This window comes from Nocardia sp. NPDC057353 (assembly GCF_042667085.1).
Classification (GTDB): domain Bacteria; phylum Actinomycetota; class Actinomycetes; order Mycobacteriales; family Mycobacteriaceae; genus Nocardia.
The window spans coordinates 14,741-30,695 of sequence record NZ_JBHVAK010000043.1; the positions used below are offsets into that span (position 1 = coordinate 14,741).

Annotated in this window: 17 protein-coding genes; 4 read left to right on the top strand and 13 right to left on the bottom strand. The window is 70.9% G+C overall.

Annotation, left to right across the window (positions count from 1 at the left end; translation table 11 throughout):
- From ACFUUZ_RS21455 to ACFUUZ_RS21485, 7 genes are all read right to left on the bottom strand, one after another.
- Complete coding sequence (locus ACFUUZ_RS21455) at window positions 1-1,281, bottom strand: ABC transporter substrate-binding protein (RefSeq protein ID WP_378698834.1); 1,281 nt, start codon at window positions 1,279-1,281, stop codon at window positions 1-3.
- An 86-nt stretch (window positions 1,282-1,367) separates the two neighbouring features.
- Window positions 1,368-1,721, bottom strand: coding sequence for a hypothetical protein (locus ACFUUZ_RS21460; RefSeq protein ID WP_378698836.1), 354 nt, complete (start codon window positions 1,719-1,721; stop codon window positions 1,368-1,370).
- A 13-nt stretch (window positions 1,722-1,734) separates the two neighbouring features.
- The gene (locus tag ACFUUZ_RS21465; protein WP_378698838.1) at window positions 1,735-3,144 is read right to left on the bottom strand and encodes an EndoU domain-containing protein; all 1,410 of its coding nucleotides are present in this window, start codon (window positions 3,142-3,144) and stop codon (window positions 1,735-1,737) included.
- Window positions 3,145-3,158: 14 nt separating this feature from the next.
- Complete coding sequence (locus ACFUUZ_RS21470; RefSeq protein ID WP_378698840.1) at window positions 3,159-3,458, bottom strand: WXG100 family type VII secretion target; 300 nt, start codon at window positions 3,456-3,458, stop codon at window positions 3,159-3,161.
- Window positions 3,459-3,541: 83 nt separating this feature from the next.
- The gene (locus ACFUUZ_RS21475; protein ID WP_378698843.1) at window positions 3,542-3,733 is read right to left on the bottom strand and encodes a ferredoxin; all 192 of its coding nucleotides are present in this window, start codon (window positions 3,731-3,733) and stop codon (window positions 3,542-3,544) included.
- Window positions 3,730-3,942: a ferredoxin gene (locus ACFUUZ_RS21480; protein WP_357022507.1), complete on the bottom strand. Its 213-nt coding sequence runs from the start codon at window positions 3,940-3,942 to the stop codon at window positions 3,730-3,732. The genes ACFUUZ_RS21475 and ACFUUZ_RS21480 overlap by 4 nt, the downstream gene beginning before the upstream one ends.
- A complete protein-coding gene (locus ACFUUZ_RS21485; RefSeq protein ID WP_378698845.1) occupies window positions 3,939-5,234 on the bottom strand; it encodes an NADH-ubiquinone oxidoreductase-F iron-sulfur binding region domain-containing protein in 1,296 nt (431 codons plus the stop codon). Before ACFUUZ_RS21485 ends, ACFUUZ_RS21480 begins: the two co-directional genes overlap by 4 nt.
- A gap of 43 nt (window positions 5,235-5,277) precedes the next feature.
- On the opposite strand from ACFUUZ_RS21485, the gene ACFUUZ_RS21490 reads away from it, so the two are divergent.
- A complete protein-coding gene (locus ACFUUZ_RS21490) occupies window positions 5,278-5,733 on the top strand; it encodes a hypothetical protein (RefSeq protein ID WP_378698847.1) in 456 nt (151 codons plus the stop codon).
- 2 nt (window positions 5,734-5,735) lie between these two features.
- On the opposite strand, the gene ACFUUZ_RS21495 is transcribed toward ACFUUZ_RS21490, so the two are convergent.
- The 6 genes from ACFUUZ_RS21495 to ACFUUZ_RS21520 form a co-directional block, all read right to left on the bottom strand.
- On the bottom strand, window positions 5,736-6,602 hold the full coding sequence (locus ACFUUZ_RS21495; protein WP_378698849.1) for an alpha/beta hydrolase: 867 nt from the start codon (window positions 6,600-6,602) through the stop codon (window positions 5,736-5,738).
- A gap of 67 nt (window positions 6,603-6,669) precedes the next feature.
- Complete coding sequence (locus ACFUUZ_RS21500) at window positions 6,670-7,059, bottom strand: Rieske (2Fe-2S) protein (RefSeq protein ID WP_378698851.1); 390 nt, start codon at window positions 7,057-7,059, stop codon at window positions 6,670-6,672.
- A 1-nt stretch (window position 7,060) separates the two neighbouring features.
- A complete protein-coding gene (locus tag ACFUUZ_RS21505; RefSeq protein ID WP_378698853.1) occupies window positions 7,061-8,206 on the bottom strand; it encodes an amidohydrolase family protein in 1,146 nt (381 codons plus the stop codon).
- Window positions 8,207-8,219: 13 nt separating this feature from the next.
- Window positions 8,220-9,299: an amidohydrolase family protein gene (locus ACFUUZ_RS21510; RefSeq protein ID WP_378698855.1), complete on the bottom strand. Its 1,080-nt coding sequence runs from the start codon at window positions 9,297-9,299 to the stop codon at window positions 8,220-8,222.
- Between the two features lie 17 nt (window positions 9,300-9,316).
- Complete coding sequence (locus ACFUUZ_RS21515; protein ID WP_378698857.1) at window positions 9,317-10,681, bottom strand: cytochrome P450; 1,365 nt, start codon at window positions 10,679-10,681, stop codon at window positions 9,317-9,319.
- Between the two features lie 18 nt (window positions 10,682-10,699).
- The gene (locus tag ACFUUZ_RS21520; RefSeq protein ID WP_378698859.1) at window positions 10,700-11,560 is read right to left on the bottom strand and encodes a mycofactocin-coupled SDR family oxidoreductase; all 861 of its coding nucleotides are present in this window, start codon (window positions 11,558-11,560) and stop codon (window positions 10,700-10,702) included.
- A 206-nt stretch (window positions 11,561-11,766) separates the two neighbouring features.
- Between ACFUUZ_RS21520 and ACFUUZ_RS21525 the strand changes: the two genes are divergently transcribed.
- From ACFUUZ_RS21525 to ACFUUZ_RS21535, 3 genes are read left to right on the top strand one after another with little or no spacing between them, the layout of a single operon-like run.
- Window positions 11,767-13,392: an AMP-binding protein gene (locus ACFUUZ_RS21525; protein WP_378698861.1), complete on the top strand. Its 1,626-nt coding sequence runs from the start codon at window positions 11,767-11,769 to the stop codon at window positions 13,390-13,392.
- Between the two features lie 38 nt (window positions 13,393-13,430).
- On the top strand, window positions 13,431-15,071 hold the full coding sequence (locus ACFUUZ_RS21530; protein ID WP_378698863.1) for an FAD-dependent oxidoreductase: 1,641 nt from the start codon (window positions 13,431-13,433) through the stop codon (window positions 15,069-15,071).
- 20 nt (window positions 15,072-15,091) lie between these two features.
- Window positions 15,092-15,955 (top strand): alpha/beta fold hydrolase, encoded by an 864-nt coding sequence (locus ACFUUZ_RS21535; protein ID WP_378698865.1) that lies wholly within the window; start codon window positions 15,092-15,094, stop codon window positions 15,953-15,955.

Genomic DNA, 15,955 nt, shown 5'->3' on the forward strand with positions numbered 1-15,955 from the left:
CTACCGCCGTTCGCGTTCGTCGAGCGCCGCGACCGCCCGATCGACCGCGGGCTGCACCGGGTTCGCCCCGTCCCCGACCTCGGCGAGAAAGTCGGTCAGCACCGGCCACAGCCCGTGCCGCCCGCCCATCGTGCCGATCCGCTCGGACAGCTCGACCACGGGCTCCGCGGTCAGCTCCTCGGCCACCGGGCCCAGGATCCGGGAGTAGTTCGCCTCGGTTTTCCGGTGTGGCCCGAGGAACCCGCCCGCCCCTTCGATCCACGGCTTCGCCGCTTCGGGTGCGGCGAGAGCGGCGATCACCTTGTTCGCCGCCTTGTCCGCCGCGTCGCTCCCCCCCGCCGTCAGCACCGCCACATCGCCGCCGACGATGTGCGGCCGGGTCCCGCCGGCGACGGGCGGGAACCAGGTGGTGCCGACGACCTCCTCGGCGCGTTTCGCGTGCCGCAGGCAGCGCCGCACGATCGGCTCGGCGAAGTCCGGCATCGCGACCATGAGCGCGGTGCGGTGGTCGAAGACCTCGCGGACGGCGTCCGGGAACTGCCTGGTCATGGTGTAGCCGATCCCGCGCGCCGCGCGGACGCCCCACAGCGCGCCGAGGTTCTCGAGTGCGGCCCGCACCCCGCAGCGGTCCCAGCGCCGCGGCGGCACGCTCTCCGCCAGTTCGGCGTAGTCGTCGGGGGACTCGGCGAGCAGCATGTTCTCGAAACTGTCGGTGAGCGTCCACCCGTCGGCCCCGGCGGGCGCGAGGAACCGCACCGGCCCGCCGGAGAGCTCACCGGCCGCGGCGACCCAGTCCGGCACGGTCCACCCGGCCGGGTCGCCGAGGTCGTAGTTCGCCATCGCCTCCCGGTCGAACCACACCAGCGACTTCGCCGTGAGCTTGAACGGCGCTCCGTAGGGCTTCCCGTCGTGGAAGAGCAGCCGTTCCCAGTACTTCGCGTACGGCGGCTCCCCGCCGCACCACACCGAATCGGGCACCGGCCGCAGCCTGCCGCGCGCCGCGAGCGCCTGCACCTGCCCGATCTGCGGCATCATCACGATGTCCGGGGCCTCCCGCCCCGCCGAGCCGAACGCCGTATCGATGTCGTCACCGAGCGGCACCACCTCCACGGCGGGCACGTTCTCCAGCCCGGCGAGCACCGTGCGGAAGGCTGCCAGCTCACCCCCGCTCCACGCCACCGCGATCCGCACCGCCCCCGAGCCTCCGAACGGGCCCGCCCCGCACCCCGCCACCAGCGGCAGCAACGCCGCCGCCCGCAGCAGCTCCCTGCGTGCAACCATGATCCCCCGATGTCGTTGTCCGACAGTCGGTCCCGATTATGCCGCGCGCCATCCCGGTGCGGGACGAAATCCGATTCCGGGCTCGATCAGTCGGGCTTGACGACGAGCTGAGCCAGAACCTGCTCGGGATCCTTCAGGTACACATAGTCCTCGCGGCTACCGAACATCGCCAGCAGGGCGGCGAGACGGTCGCGTTCCTCCTCGGTGACCGGTATTCGCCGCTTCACCAGGCCGGCGCAGAGATTGTCGACCAGCTCGCCCCACTCGCCGACCTCGCCGAACCGCTGATACTGGGCGACGGCCTCGGGTGGCAGCCGGTTCGCGAGTTGCTCCAGCAGTGCGCGGGAGTCCGCGTTCAGCTTGTTCAGGCGGTCGATCTGGGCTTGTGTCCGTTGCGGTCGCTCGCGCGTTCTGCGCTGCCGCCCGCTCGAATCCACCATCGTTCCCTCTCTGCTACTTGATTGGATCACCGTTCTCGTCGTTCCGGTACACACCCGGGCCGCTGACCGGATATCCGGTGCGGATACTACCGTCGGGGTTGACGATGACTTCGATGAGAACTCCGTCGCGTACACCCGATACCCTGTACCGTCCGTTGTCCTGAAGCACCGGGGTCTGGTCAGGATTCTTCGCTACATCCTGGATTCTGTCGATGATGTGGTCGTCGGTCCACGGGTCGCTGTCGGGGAATTCCGTCTTGTTCGGTGCCCCGGTTCCCGGTGCGTGACCGCCACCGGCTTCGTCACCGTCGCCGTCCAGGATATGGATTCGCCGACCTTCGGTGATCGACACGTTTCCGGGCGCGGTGCCGGGAGCGTCCTTCCAGGCATCACCCATCTCCTGGGCGGCGTCGTCTACGAGGACCTTCATCAGGATGATGGCCCCGAGTTTCCCGCCCTCGGTGACCATGTCGGTCATGTCCGGCATGGTGTTGAAATGCTTCAGGGTGACCGCGGCGCCTGCGGTAGCAGCGGTGAGTCCGATGACCTTGATGAGGTTGCTGGTTTGAAAGGCCGTGCGAATCGCGTTGACGCAATTCAGCACGATTCCGCCGATAGCTCCCGCGCCGGCCAGGAGTGAACCGCCGAAGCTGATAGCAGCGAACACCAGCGCACCGGCCACGGTTATCCCGGCCGCTGCGACGGCGACATTGATCTCCGATTCGAAGCTCGTCCGAGCATTCCTGGTGCTCGTGTGGTATTCCCCTACCAGACCGGCGAGTGTCGACGCACCGATGGCTATCTGGCCCGCACTCCCGCGTAGAGCATCCAACCGCTCGAGAATGCGGGGGAGATTTGTCTTGTCCTGGATACGGTCGAAAAGCTCCGTGATCCGCGATATTTCGGCCTCGGCCCCCCTGACGGACTCGTTCTCGGCGAACTGCTTCCACTTGTCAGCGGCGGTTTGCAGGGTGTTGACGTTGCCGTTGGGAAGCTTGCCGAACTCTTGGCCTATCTTCCCGACCAGTTGGTCGTAGAACTCCCCGAGTCCATCATCGTGCTTGTCGACTCCGCTTCCGTTGTTGCCGACCGATGAGGGGATCGTCACCCTGTAGAAGGCCACCGGCTGGACAGCGGGCCGGTAGGGTGCCGGGTTCGTTCCAGCTCGCTTGCCATAGTTGTAGCCGGTGGCGAACAGCACGAAACCGAAGTTCGTCAGCGCATCGGCCAAGTTGGTGCAGGACTGCATGGTTTCCTGTGCCACTTGGTCATATTTCTCGCCCCACTGCCGGCAGCCGTCCGAATCGCCCGCCATGCCCGCGCAGCCGCTCTTCATCTCGTGCAGCGGCTTGTCGGCTGCGCGGAGTGCATCGGCCAGAGCGTGGCACCTTCTGGCGGCGTCGTAGTAGACCTGCCAGTCCACGATCAACACCGCGATCAGCCCCCGTCGAGCATTCTTCGGTTGAGATCCACGGCATAGGTCAGGTCTTCGTGCGCTCGCCTCGCCGCGTCACTCATGGTGCGGACACCTTCCACGAATTCTCGTGCGCTTGTCGCCCATTCACGGTGCACATCGGCGTACGCCCGCCCAGCAGTGCTGTCCCAACTGGTGCCGGTCAACGCGGCGACACGAGTGTCGATTTCGTCCAGGTTCGCACCGATGAAGCCCGCGAGTGCGGACAGCCGGGCAATGATGGCGTCGATCTGCTCGAGGTCCGCCGTGAATTCCGAACTCACGCTGCGGCCCCGAAGGCCGAGCCGTCGATCCCCCCGTATCGCATAGCCCGGATCCTAGCCCATCGGCTGTGTGCGGTTCGGCGCTATTCGGTGGCGGTGAGGGCGGCGCGGGGGCACTGGGCGACCGCCTCCCGCACCCCGGCGGCGAGCGGGTCGGGCACCTCCTCGTGCAGGACGTGCAGGTTGTCCTCGTCGTCGAGGTCGAAGACCTCGGGGGCGATGCCTGCGCAGACGCCGTTGCTCTCGCAGAGGGTCCAGTTGACGGCCACCTTCACGGGGTCACCTCCGGGTTGTCGACGGTCAGGATGGCGTGCACGGGGCAGTCGAGGAGGGCGCGCAGGACGCCGTCGTGCTCGGCGGGGGGCACCGAGCCGTCGCCTTCGAGGGCGGCGTAGCCCCAGTCGTCCAGGGAGAAGTGCTTCGGGGCGTGGCGGGCGCAGATGCCGAAGCCGTCGCAGAGGGTGCGGTCGAGGCGGATCTTCACGGGATGACCTCCGGGTCCACCTCGAAGGGGCGTTCGGCGCGGTACGGGCCGTCCGAGCAGGTCGGGCAGGTGCCGGACAGGTGCGCGGCGACGTCGGGGGCGAAGCGGGCGAGCAGGGTGGCGGCGGCGTTGGTGGCGCCGTCGAGGGTGCCGCAGGCGCCGCGGCCGCGGAGCACCACCGACCAGCGCCGCAGCCGGGCCACGTCCTCCTCGCCTGCGCGGCCGTCGCGCAGCGCGCCCGCGGCGGCGGCCATGGCGGCGGTGCCGTTCCAGCAGGAGCCGCACTGGCCCGCGTTCTGCCGGTCGAAGTACTCCAGCACGGCCGCGGCGACGGCGACCGGGCACTCGGTGGTGATGAGCGCGAAGGCGCCGCAGCCCATCCCACCGCCGAGCGCGCGCAGGGCGTGGTGCTCCAGGGTGGCGTCGAGGATGCCGCGGTCCACCATGCCCGCGAAGTAGCCGCCGGTGAGCGCGCCGCGCACGGCGTCCGGCGAGACCCCGTGCAGCGCCAGCAGTTCGGTGAAAGGGAGGCCGTGCGGGAGTTCGTAGAGCGCGGCGGGCCGGCCGCCGCCGGTGACGGTGGCGAGGAAGGTGCCGGGGGAGGGCTCGGTGCCGACCGCGCGGAACGCCTCGCCGCCGTGCGCGTGCACGAACGGCAGGTGCGCAAGGGTCTCCACGTTGCTGACCACGGTGGGCAGCCCGGCGACGCCGCGTTCGAAGGGCCGCGGCGGCTTGTCGCTGGGCAGTGCGGGGCCGCCGTCGACCGCCCGCACCGCCGCGGTCTCCTCTCCGGCCACGTAGGTGGGGTCGACCAGCACCAGCTCGATCGGGGGCGCCTCGATCCCGGCGGCGTCGGTTTCGGTGAGCGCGGCGTCGACGCTGCGCGCCGCGGCCCGGTCGGAGAGGTAGACCACCGCGCGCCCGGCCCCGACGACCCCGGCGGCCAGCCGCACCCCGTCCAGCACCAGGTGCGGCCGGTGCCGCAGCAGCCACTTGTCCTTGACCGAGGCCGGCTCGCCCTCCTCGCCGTTGGCGAGCACGACGGCACCCCCGCCGCTCCGCTTCCGCACTCCGGCCAGCTTCACCGCGAGCGGGAACCCCGCCCCGCCGCGGCCGAGCAGCCCGCTGCGCCGCACCTGCTCCAGCAGCGCCTCCGGGTCACCGGCCTGCCGGTACCCGCCTGCCGCCAGGTACCCCGCCAGGTCCGCGCCGCCCGCGCGCAGCAGCCGCGGCTCCAGCCCCGGCGCCGGGCCGCCGACCCGGAACGAGGACCGTTCGAAAATGTCCTGCATGACAACCTCTTCCGGAGGAGAAACGGCCGCTAGGCTGGCCGGTATGAGAACCGCGGTGGTGCGTATCGACGTCGACCCGACCGGCGAGCTGTCGCCCGCCCGGCTCACCGACGGGCTCACCGCGCTGCGCGCGCACCTGACCGGGATCCCGGCCGACGTGCTCGGCTCGGCGGGCAGCCGGGAGCTCCAGGTGCACATCGAGACCGGTGACACCGAGGCGGCCGTGCGGGCCGCGGTGCGCGCCTGCGCGCGGGCGTTCGGCACCGAGCCGGTGCCCGGCGTTGTCACCTACGTCAGCCGCGGCACCGACGACGATGCGCACGGCGTGCTCGCCGGGTTCGGGCTGCGCGGCGAGATCCGCCGCGAGCCGGACGCCGACGGCTTCGACGTGGTGCACGTGCTGCTGGACCGCGCCGACCTGGAGCGGGTGCCGGAGAGCCGGATCCACACCGCCATGGAGGCGTCGCTCAACTGCGAGGTGTTCATCCATACCCGGTGAGCTCAGCCGTCGAGGAAGGACAGGATGGCGGGCGCGGCCAGCACCCAGGTGTCGAACAGGTTGTACCGGTCCACCCGCTTGCGGGCGCGGTCCTCGACGGCGCGCTCCCAGGCGTCCTCCGGCCACGGCGGGTCGATCAGCCGCGAGCCCGCGATCAGGCAGCTCACCTCCAGCGAGGTGCGCTTGGGGTGGTCCAGGTCGTGCGCGCCGCCCCGGATGATGAGCGTGGGCACGATGATCCGGTCGAAGAGCTCGTCGTCGACGCCGGGCACGGTCTGCCCCGGTTTCGAGACGTAGGCGTTCAGCCAGCGCAGCGAGAGCTTGACGAACTCGTCCCGGTCAAGCGCGAGCAGCCGCTGCTCGTTCCCCGGGTTGGCGGCGATCAGCTCGCGCCACTCGCGCATGCGCGGCAACCCCTCGACGCCGAGGCCACGCACCACCTGCAGGCTGGGCAGCACGTAGTGGGCGCCCAGGTTGAAGGTGCCGTAGATGCCGCCGACGATGTTCCACAGCACGAGCTTCGCGACCAGCTCGGGGTACAGGATCGCGGTGAGCATGGAGTCGCGGGCGCCGCCCGACCCGCCCGCCAGCACCACCGGGCCGGTGTCCAGCGCGGTGAGCAGCCCGTGCAGCGTCTCGGCGCGCATGTGCGATTCGCTCTGCCCGTAGAACTGGACGTCGGAGGCGCCGCAGTTGGGGCGGTCCCAGAGCAGGACCCGGTACCCGCCCGCCACCAGCGCCTCGGCCAGCGGGCGCAGCCCGGGGATGTCCATCCCGAACCGCCCACCGGGCGTCAGCACGATCAGTTCGCCGGACTCGCCCAGGATTTCGTAGACGACAGCGCCGCCGTTCACCACGACCGATGGCATCGGATGCCCCTTCTGTGCCGCCCCGCGGGCGCGCTGCCGGTCGCCCGCCGCGGCGACACAGCGATACTCACGCCGTCACGATGACGTCGGCGCCGTCCACCCGCACCGGGTAGGTGCGGATGCTCCACTCCGGCTTCACCGCGGTGGTCCCGGTCGCCAGCTCGAACCCCCACTGGTGCCAGGGGCAGTAGATGTACTCCTTGTCCCGCACCATGACCGCGTCGCCGGGCACCGATTCGTCCACCACGGTCCGGCCGCGGGCCCGGCCCGCGCAGAGCGGCCCGCCCTCGTGCGGGCAGTAGTTGGCGATGGCGTAGAAGGTGCCGCCCACGTTGTAGACGCCGACCCCGTGCCTGCCGATCGGCACCACCTTGGACTCGCCCGGCGGGATCTCGTCCACGGTGGCGACGACGTGCTCCCGCCCCTGCGCCAGCCGCGGGCGCTCGGACTCCGCCACCTCAGAACACCCGCCTCTGCCCCGCGATCGCGGGCACGAACTCCGGCAGGTGGTAGGTCTCGATGCCGTTGCGGAACATGACCCGCTCGCGCGCGTGCTCCGGCAGGTGCTTGACCAGCCAGCGCGGGTCGTCGAAGGTCCAGTGCGGGTAGTCCGAGGAGTAGAGCAGGATGCGGTCCGCCTCCATCCACTCGAACGCCCTGGTCAGCTCGGTCTTGTCCTCCGGGTAGTCCAGCGGCTGCGTGGTGAACCGGATGTGCTCCTTGACGTACTCCGACGGCTTGCGCTTGATGTCCACGAACGACTTGCGCGCCGCGTAGATGGCGTCCATCCGCCACATGAGCGGCAGGATCCAGGTGAAGGCGTGCTCCACGAAGACGATCCGCAGCGCCGGGAAGCGGTCGAAGACGCCGTCGAAGATCAGGCTCATGATCTGGTTCGCCGCAAGCAGCGAGTAGGTGACCATGAAGTCGTGGTTGTAGCTGGGGAAGCCGACCGGCGGCATGGGCATGGTCTCGTACGCCCCGCGGCCCAGGTGGCAGCTCACCACCAGGTCGTGTCGCACGGCGGCCGCCCAGATCGGGTCGTAGCGCGGGTCGCCCCAGGACGGCCGCGGCTCGGCCTTGATCAGGATCTGCGACATGAACGGGTGCCCGGCCCAGTGTTCGATCTCGCGCACCGCGCCGTCCACATTGTCGATGGCGGCGCAGATCGAGCCGCGCCAGCGCTGGTGCCGGTTGTTGACCGGGTCCAGCCAGTGGTTGGCGAGCCAGTGGTTGATGCCGGTGGCCAGCGCCTGGGTCGCCTCCGGCAGCCGGGTCGCCTTGACGGTCGGCTCCAGGATGCAGATGTCCGAGCCCGCCTCGATGATGAGCTGCTGCAGCGCGAGTTCCGGGTCGCTGCCCGGAAATTCGCCGTCCTTCGGGAAGGTGTCCACCCGCATGGCGTAGGAGTGCGCGTAGTCGGGGGCGTCGTAGATGATGGTCTCGCCGACCCGGTGGCTCAGGAAGTGCTTGCTGCGGAACGGCTCCGGGATGTACTCGACCAGCTCCCGGCGCCGCGGCACCGGGTGCACGTCGGAGTCGACCACCCGCACGGCGACCTGATCGGCCACGGCCGCCGGTTGCTGCTGATGCGCCAGTGTCATGGACTACTCCTTCTCACGCGGGGGCCATGATGTCGATGCCGTACAGCTCGGATGCGTTGCGCCAGAGCAGCTTCGCGCGCTGTTCCGAGCTCAGCCCGGTGGGCAGGGCGAGCGCGTCGCCCGCGTGCCAGTGCGGGTAGCTGGAGCCGAACATGAGCATGTCGTCCTTGCCGGTGAAGTCCAGCCACTCGGCGGCGAACTCGGTCTCGCCGGGGCCGTCCAGGCTGCCCTGCACGAAGTAGACGTGGCCGGGCAGGTAGTCGCTCGGCATCTTCGGCGCCCACGGGGTCTGCTCCAGGTGCGGCCTGCCGAAGGTGTCCATCCGCCAGGTGAACGGGGTGAGCAGGTCGGCGCCGCCGTCCGCCCAGACGAACTTCAGCTCCGGGAAGCGCTCGAAGACGCCCTCCGCGATCATGTTCATCAGGTGGTAGACGTAGTTCAGCGCCATGAAGCCGAGGTACTGCTCGTAGGTTCTGGTATGCCCGGACGGGGTCGGCGGGAAGGCGATGCTCTCGCCGGTCTCGATGTGCGCGGCCACCGGGAGCCCGGCCGCCGCTGCGGCCTCCCAGATCGGCCAGAACTGCGGCTTGCCGTAGAGCGCCATGGACTGCAGCGGGATGCCGAGCTGCACCACCCGGGGGTGCGAGCTCCAGCGCTCGATCTCGCGCAGCGCGCCGGGCACGTCGTCCGGGTTCACCCGGATGGTGCCGCGGAACCGGTCGGCGTGCGGGCCGTCCAGCCAGCGGGTCACCAGCATCTCGTTGTGCGCGGCCAGCACCGCGGTGGTGAGGTGCCGGTCCGGCAGGATGCCGCGGGTCATCGGATGGAGAACCGCCACGTCGACCCCGCGCTCGTCGAAGAGCTGCGCGGCCACCAGCTCCGGGTCCGAGCCCGGGTACTGCTTGGCCGGGCCGCGGGTGCCCTGCGCGTACTCACCTCCCGGGGCGCCGTACCAGTCCATCTCGGCATCGGGGATGCCGCGGCTGCGGTACGGCTCGCGCAGGAAGCCGCGCAGGTCGGCGTTCGAGGCGAAGAAGACGTGCACGCTCGCGTCCACGACGGGGGTGCGGGTGCCGTCGGGCAGTTCTCTCATCCGATCGCTCTCTCGCCTCAGTCGATCACCGCGACGTCCGGGCGCTCCGTCACCGGGGCGGCCAGCTGCTGCTCGTCGCAGATCCGCTGCAGTGTGTCCAGGGTCTCGTCCAGGCCGGGGCCGAGCCGCTTGCCCGGCGTGAAGGTTGCGGGCAGCTTGCGCATGCCCTGGATCACGCCGATCGTCTCGTAGTGCACCGTGCCCGCCGGGTCGCAGACGTAGTCCGGCATCCGGTCCAGCACGGCGGTGAGCATGGCCTTGAAGACCGTGCGGGCCACGTTGGAGCCGATGCAGCGGTGGATGCCGAGCCCGAAGCTGAAGTGCCGGTTGCCCTTCCGGTCCAGCACCACCTCGGTCGGGTCCGGGAAGACCGACGGGTCCCGGTTGGCCATGGCCCAGGAGAGCCAGAGCCGGTCGCCCTCGCGGAAGTCGGTGTCCTGCAGCTCGACGTCGGCGGCGATGGTGCGGCCGTCGCCCGGCGCCGGGGTGAAGTAGCGCAGGAACTCCTCGGTGGCCGGGTCCAGCAGCTCCTCGCGCTCCCGGCTGAGCAGCTCGCGCTGCTCGGGGTTCTCCGCGAGCCATTCCAGGGAGTGCGCGGTGAGCGCGGTGGTGGTGTCGAAGCCGCCGCCGATGATCAGCCCGAGCATGCCGAGCAGCTCCAGGTCGGGGGCGGGCTCGCCGTCGATCCGGAGCCTGCACAGGCCGTCCACCAGCCCGGGGCGCGGGTTCTCCTTGATCTCGACCAGGCTGGTGAGCAGGTCGATCCCCATGGCCCGGTGCATCTCGGCCACCTTCGCCGCCTCCGGCGAGTTCTCCGGGGTGTAGACGGCGGCGTGCACCGGCTCGCTGTAGAGCGACCAGCGCTTCAGCGGGATGCCGAGCATGGCCAGGGTGAGCACGGCCGGGACGATGTTCGCCAGGTCGTCCACGAAGTCGATGCGGCCGGACTCGATGTGCTCGTCGAGGGCGGCCCGCACGATCTCGTCGATCACCGGCTCCCAGCGCCGCACCGCGGCGGGGGAGAGGTAGGGGTTGAGCACCGAGCGGTAGATCCGGTGCTCGGGGTCGTCCATCTCCAGGATGCCGCCGCGCACCACCGAGGCGCGCCTGGCTTTGGGGATCGAGATGCCCTGGTACCCCTTGCGCTCCCCGTGCAGGTCGTGGTCGTTGGAGACGTGCGGGCAGCGGGCCAGCTCGAAGACCGCGTCCGCGCTCGCCGCGACCCAGTGGCCGTCGTGCGTGTCGGACCAGGCGACCGGGCACTTGCCCTGCATCTCCTCGGTGATCTCCTGGAACCGGTGCCGGTACTCGGGGGTGTGCCGGTCGAACTGGTACCTGACCCGTTTGCGGTCCTCGCCTGCGAGGCTCTCGTCGATGGTCACGATGGAATCCTCTTCAGCTCAGATGTGGTAGTCGTACCACTTCAGGTAGCCGCCGCCGTCGACCCGCAGCTGCAACCCGGTGACGTACCTGGACTCCTCGGAGGCCAGGTAGACGACGGCGTTGCTGATGTCCTCGGGCTCGACGTAGCGGATGGGCATGGCCTGCTGGACGGCGAAGACCGGCTCCGCGTCGGCGCGGGTCGGGTGCTCCAGGTCCGGCCGGAACGAGCGGTACATGGGCTCGCTCTGCAGCATCGGGGTGTTGCAGTTCGTCGGGTGCACCACATTGGCGCGGATGCCGCGCGGCGCCAGCTGCCTGCCCAGCTCGTAGACGTAGGCGGTGAGCGCGCGCTTGGAGTGCACGTAGGCCATGCCGCCCGGGTCCTTGCCCGGCTGGTCGACCTTGGAGATGTCGATCAGCGAGGCGGTGGAGCCGGTCGCGATGACGGATCCGCCCTCGCGCAGGTGCGGCAGCGAGACCTGGATGGCGTTGATGGTGCCGATCAGGTTGGTGTTGATCACGTCGGTCCAGGCCTGCAGCTGCGGCTCGCCCTTCATGCCCGCGATGCCGGCCTGCGCGACCACGATGTCCAGCTTGCCCAGCTCGCGCACGCCGTCGTCGACGGCCTTCTGCAGCTCGGACGCGATGCGCACGTCCGCCTTCGCGGTGACCACCCGGCGACCGGTCTTGGCGACCAGGTTCGCGGTCTCCTCCAGGTCCTCGGGGGTCGCCAGTGCGTACCCGACCGTCGCGATGTCCTCGCAGAGGTCGACCGCGATGATGTCGGCGCCCTCCTCGGCGAGGCGAACCGCGTGGCTGCGCCCCTGACCGCGCGCCGCGCCGGTGATGAACGCGACCTTGCCTTCGACACGTCCCACAGCTGTCCCTTTCCCGTGACCTCTCGGACGAGAATTTACCTCGCCATCGAGGAGAACGCTACTCTCCTCGCGCGAAATCTCGCAAGGTTTCCGGACTTTTCGGGCAGGTCGAGGCGCTGATCGGCGCGAATGCGTCCAGCGTGGCGAATGTGTTATTACCCTCAGAAGAGAATGACGTTTTCACCGATTTCGGAGGCGATCCCGCGATGCGAACCATTCCCGACGAGCTCAGGGCCGGGTACGAGGCGGCGGGCTGGTGGCGCCCGGAGACGCTGGGGGAGCAGCTCACCCGCGATCTGGCCGGGCTGCGCGCGCTGCCGTTCCGGGTGCACTCCGAGGTACGGCCGTTCTCGGGCAGCTTCGGCGCGGTGGAGGGGGTGGCGCGGCGGTTGGCGGCCGGGTTGCGGGCGCGCGGGGTCGGGCCCGGCGACACCGTGGTGTTCCAGCTGCCCAACTGGATGGAGGCGGCGGCGACCTTCTGGGCCGCGGCCTTCCTCGGTGCGGTGACCGTCCCGGTGGTGCACTTCTACGGCGCGCGCGAGCTCACGCACATCCTCGGGGTGACGCAGCCGAAGGTTTTCATCACGGCGGCGAGCTTCGGGCGGCTGGTCTTCGATCCGGCGGTGAGCGCAAAGGTGCCGGTCGTCGGGATCGTCGGCGGAGCTGCCGCTCCGGGCGGAGCTGCCGCGGCGGGCGGGGGTGCCGCGCCGGATGGGGCTGTCACGCCGGGTGAGAGCAGTTCGGCGGCGGTCGATTTCGACGCACTGCTCGCCGACGAGCCGCTCGAGGGCGCGCTCCCCGCCGACCCCGCGGGACCCGCGCTCATCGCCTTCACCTCGGGCACCACCAGCGCACCGAAGGGCGTGATCCACAGCCACCAGACGCTGGGCTGCGAGGCGCGGCAGCTGGCCGAGCAGAACCGGCTGGACCGCGGCGCCCAGCTCACCGCGACCCCGGTCGGCCATTTCATCGGCATGCTCGCGGCCTTCCTCATCCCGGTGCTGCACGGCAAGCCGGTGCACCTCACCGATGTCTGGGACCCGGGGCGGGCGCTGGCGCTCATGCGCTCGGACGGCCTCTCGGTCGGGGGCGGGCCGCCGTACTTCGTCACCAGCCTGATGGAGCACCCGGACTTCTCCCCGGAGCACATGGCGCACATGCGCTACGTCGGGCTCGGCGGCTCCACCGTGCCGCCCTCGGTCACCCGCGGCCTGGCCGACCTGGGGCTGATCCCCTTCCGCGCGTACGGCAGCACCGAGCACCCCTCGATCACCACCTCGCGCTACCACGCGCCGGAGTACGAGCGGCTCTACACCGACGGCAGGCCAATGCCCGGCGTGGAGATCCGGCTCGCCGACGACGGCGAGATCCTCAGCCGCGGCCCCGATCTCTGCCTCGGCTACACCGACCCCGAACTCACCGCCGCCGCCTTCGACGCCGACGGCTGGTACCGCACCGGCGATATCGGGGTGCTGCACCCGGACGGGCACCTCACCGTCACCGACCGCAAATCCGACGTCATCATCCGCGGCGGCGAGAACGTCAGCGCGGTGGAGGTCGAAGAGGTGCTGGCCGGGCTGCCCGCGGTGGCCGAGGCGGCGGTGGTCGCGGTGCCGGACACCCGCTTCGGCGAGGTGGTCGGGGCGGTGCTGCGGCTGCGGCCGGGGCATGGGCTGCCGACCGTCGACGAGGTCGCCGCGCACTTCGCGGCGGCGGGCGTGGCCAGGCAGAAGTGGCCGGAGCGGGTGTACGCGGCGGACGAGTTCCCGCGCACCGCGAGCGGCAAGGTGCAGAAACACCTCATTCGGCGGGGCATTGCCACATCACGATGAGGAGAATACTATTCTCCTCAGTTGCGAACGGAGATTTCATGACGACCCCCGCTCAGCCCGGAACCCCCGCATGGGACACCGAGGTCGACGTCGTGGTGCTCGGGAGCGGCGCGGCGGGCCTCACCGCCGCGCTCTCCGCCGCCGTGGCGGGCGCCTCGGTGGCGGTGTACGAGAAGGCCGAGACCGTCGGCGGCACCAGCGCGGTCTCCGGCGGCATCGCCTGGATCCCGGCGCACGACCGGGCGCCGGACGGGCCGCTCACGGTCGCCGACGCCATGGCGTACCTGGACGCGCAGTCGTTCGGGTCGATGGACGTCCCGCTGGTCGAGACCTTCGTGCGGACCGGCGGCGCGGCCGTCGCGTTCGTGGAGGAGCACAGCGCGGTGCGGTTCGAGATCGCCGACGGCTTCCCGGACTACAAGCCGGAGCTGCCCGGCGGGCGCCCCGGCGGCGGCCGCTCGCTCAGCCCGATCGCCTTCGACCTGAACCGCCTCGGCGCCTGGCGGGAGCGGATCACCACCTTCCCGGCGGACTGGAGCAATGTCGGCTTCGACGCCGAGACCAGGGCCCGGCTGAACGCCGGTGTCACCGACGCCAATGCCGACCTGGTGGTGGCGGGCGCCGCGCTGATCGGCGGGCTGCTCAGCGGGGTGCTCGCGGCGGGCGTCGTCCCACGGACCAGGGCGCGCGCGGTCGAGCTGGTGACGGCGGAAGGGGCCGTCACCGGGGTCAGGATCGCCACCGCAGCGGGGATCTCCACGGTGCGCGCCCGACGCGGGGTCATCCTCGCGACCGGCGGCTTCGAGTGGGACCCCGAGCTGGTCCGCGCCTACCTGCGCGGCCCCATGCGCGGCCCGGTCTCGCCGCCGAACAACACCGGCGACGGGCTGCGGCTGGCCATGGCGCTCGGCGCCGAGCTGGGCACCATGAGCGAGGCGTGGTGGGTGCCGGTGGTGCAGATTCCCGGCGACACCATCGAGGGGAAGCCGCGCAGCCGCAGCGTCCGGCTGGAGCGCACCCGGCCGCGCAGCATCATCGTCAACCGGGCCGGGCGGCGCTTCGTGAACGAGGCGGGCGAGTACAACGCCATGGTCGGCGCCTTCCACTACCTGGATCCGCGCGGCGGCTACGTCAACGACCCCGGCCACATCGTCTTCGACGCCGAGCACCTGCGGAAGTACGGCTTCCTCGGGGTGCCGCCGGGCGGCGCGGTGCCGGAGTGGTTCAACGAGTCGGCCGACCTGCCCGAGCTGGCGAAGCGGATCGGCGCCGACCCGGACGGCCTCGTCGCCACCGTCGAGCAGTGGAACGCGAACGTGGCGAACGGCTCCGACCCGGACTTCGGTCGCGGGGACAGCGCCTACGACGGGTACTGGGGTGACCCCGACGCCGAGCCCGCCTGGGCCAGGACGCTGGGGCCGCTCGACACCGCACCGTTCTACGCGGTCCCGGTGACCGCAGGGGCCATGGGCACCAAGGGCGGCCCGCGCACCGACGAGGACGGCCGGGTCAAACACGTGAGCGGCGCCGTGATCCCCGGCCTCTTCGCGGTCGGCAATGCCATGGCGGGCGCGACCGGGCGGGCCTACGGCGGGGCGGGCGGGACCATCGGCCCCGGCCTGGTCTTCGGCTACCGGGCCGGGCACGCCGCCGCCACCGGCACCTCCGTCGAATCCTGAAACCAGAAGGGAAGCACGCGTTGTCGGAGTACGAGAGCATCTGGAGCGACCTCCAGGGGGTCGCGTTCGAACAGGGCTACCTGGACGCCGGGGGCGTGCGGACCCGCTACCTGCGCGCGGGCGGCGCGGGGAAGCCGACGCTGATCCTGCTGCACGGGTCGGGCGGGCACGCCGAGGCCTACGTGCGCAACCTCGCCGCGCACGCCGAGCACTTCGACACCTGGTCGATCGACATGCTCGGGCACGGCTACACCGGCAGGCCGGGCCACCCGCTGGAGATCCCGCACTACGTGGCGCACCTCGCCGCCTTCCTGGACGCCATCGGCGTGGCGACCGCCTCGATCAGCGGCGAGTCGCTGGGCGGCTGGGTCGCGGCCCGGTTCGCCATCGACCACCCGGAGCGGGTGCACCGGCTGGTGCTCAACACCGCGGGCGGCTCGCAGGCCGACCCGGTGGTCATGCAGCGCATCATCACGCTCTCCATGGCCGCGGCCGCCGACCCCACCTGGGAGACGGTGCAGGCCAGGATCAAGTGGCTGATGGCGGACAAGTCCAAGGGCTACGACGACATCGTGGCCAGCAGGCAGCGCATCTACCGGCAGCCCGGCTTCGTCGACGCCATGCGCGACATCATGGCGCTGCAGGACCCGGAGATCCGGCAGCGCAACCTGCTCGGCCCGGACGAGTACGGCCGCATCACCGCGCCCACCCTGGTGCTCTGGACCAGCGACGACCCCACCGCCGACGTCACCGAGGGCAAGCGCATCGCCGCGATGATCCCCGGCGCGCGGTTCGAAGTCATGGGGGAGTGCGGGCACTGGCCGCAGTACGAGGACGCCGCGACCTTCGACGCGCTGCACCTCGGCTTTCTGCGGGAGCGCTGA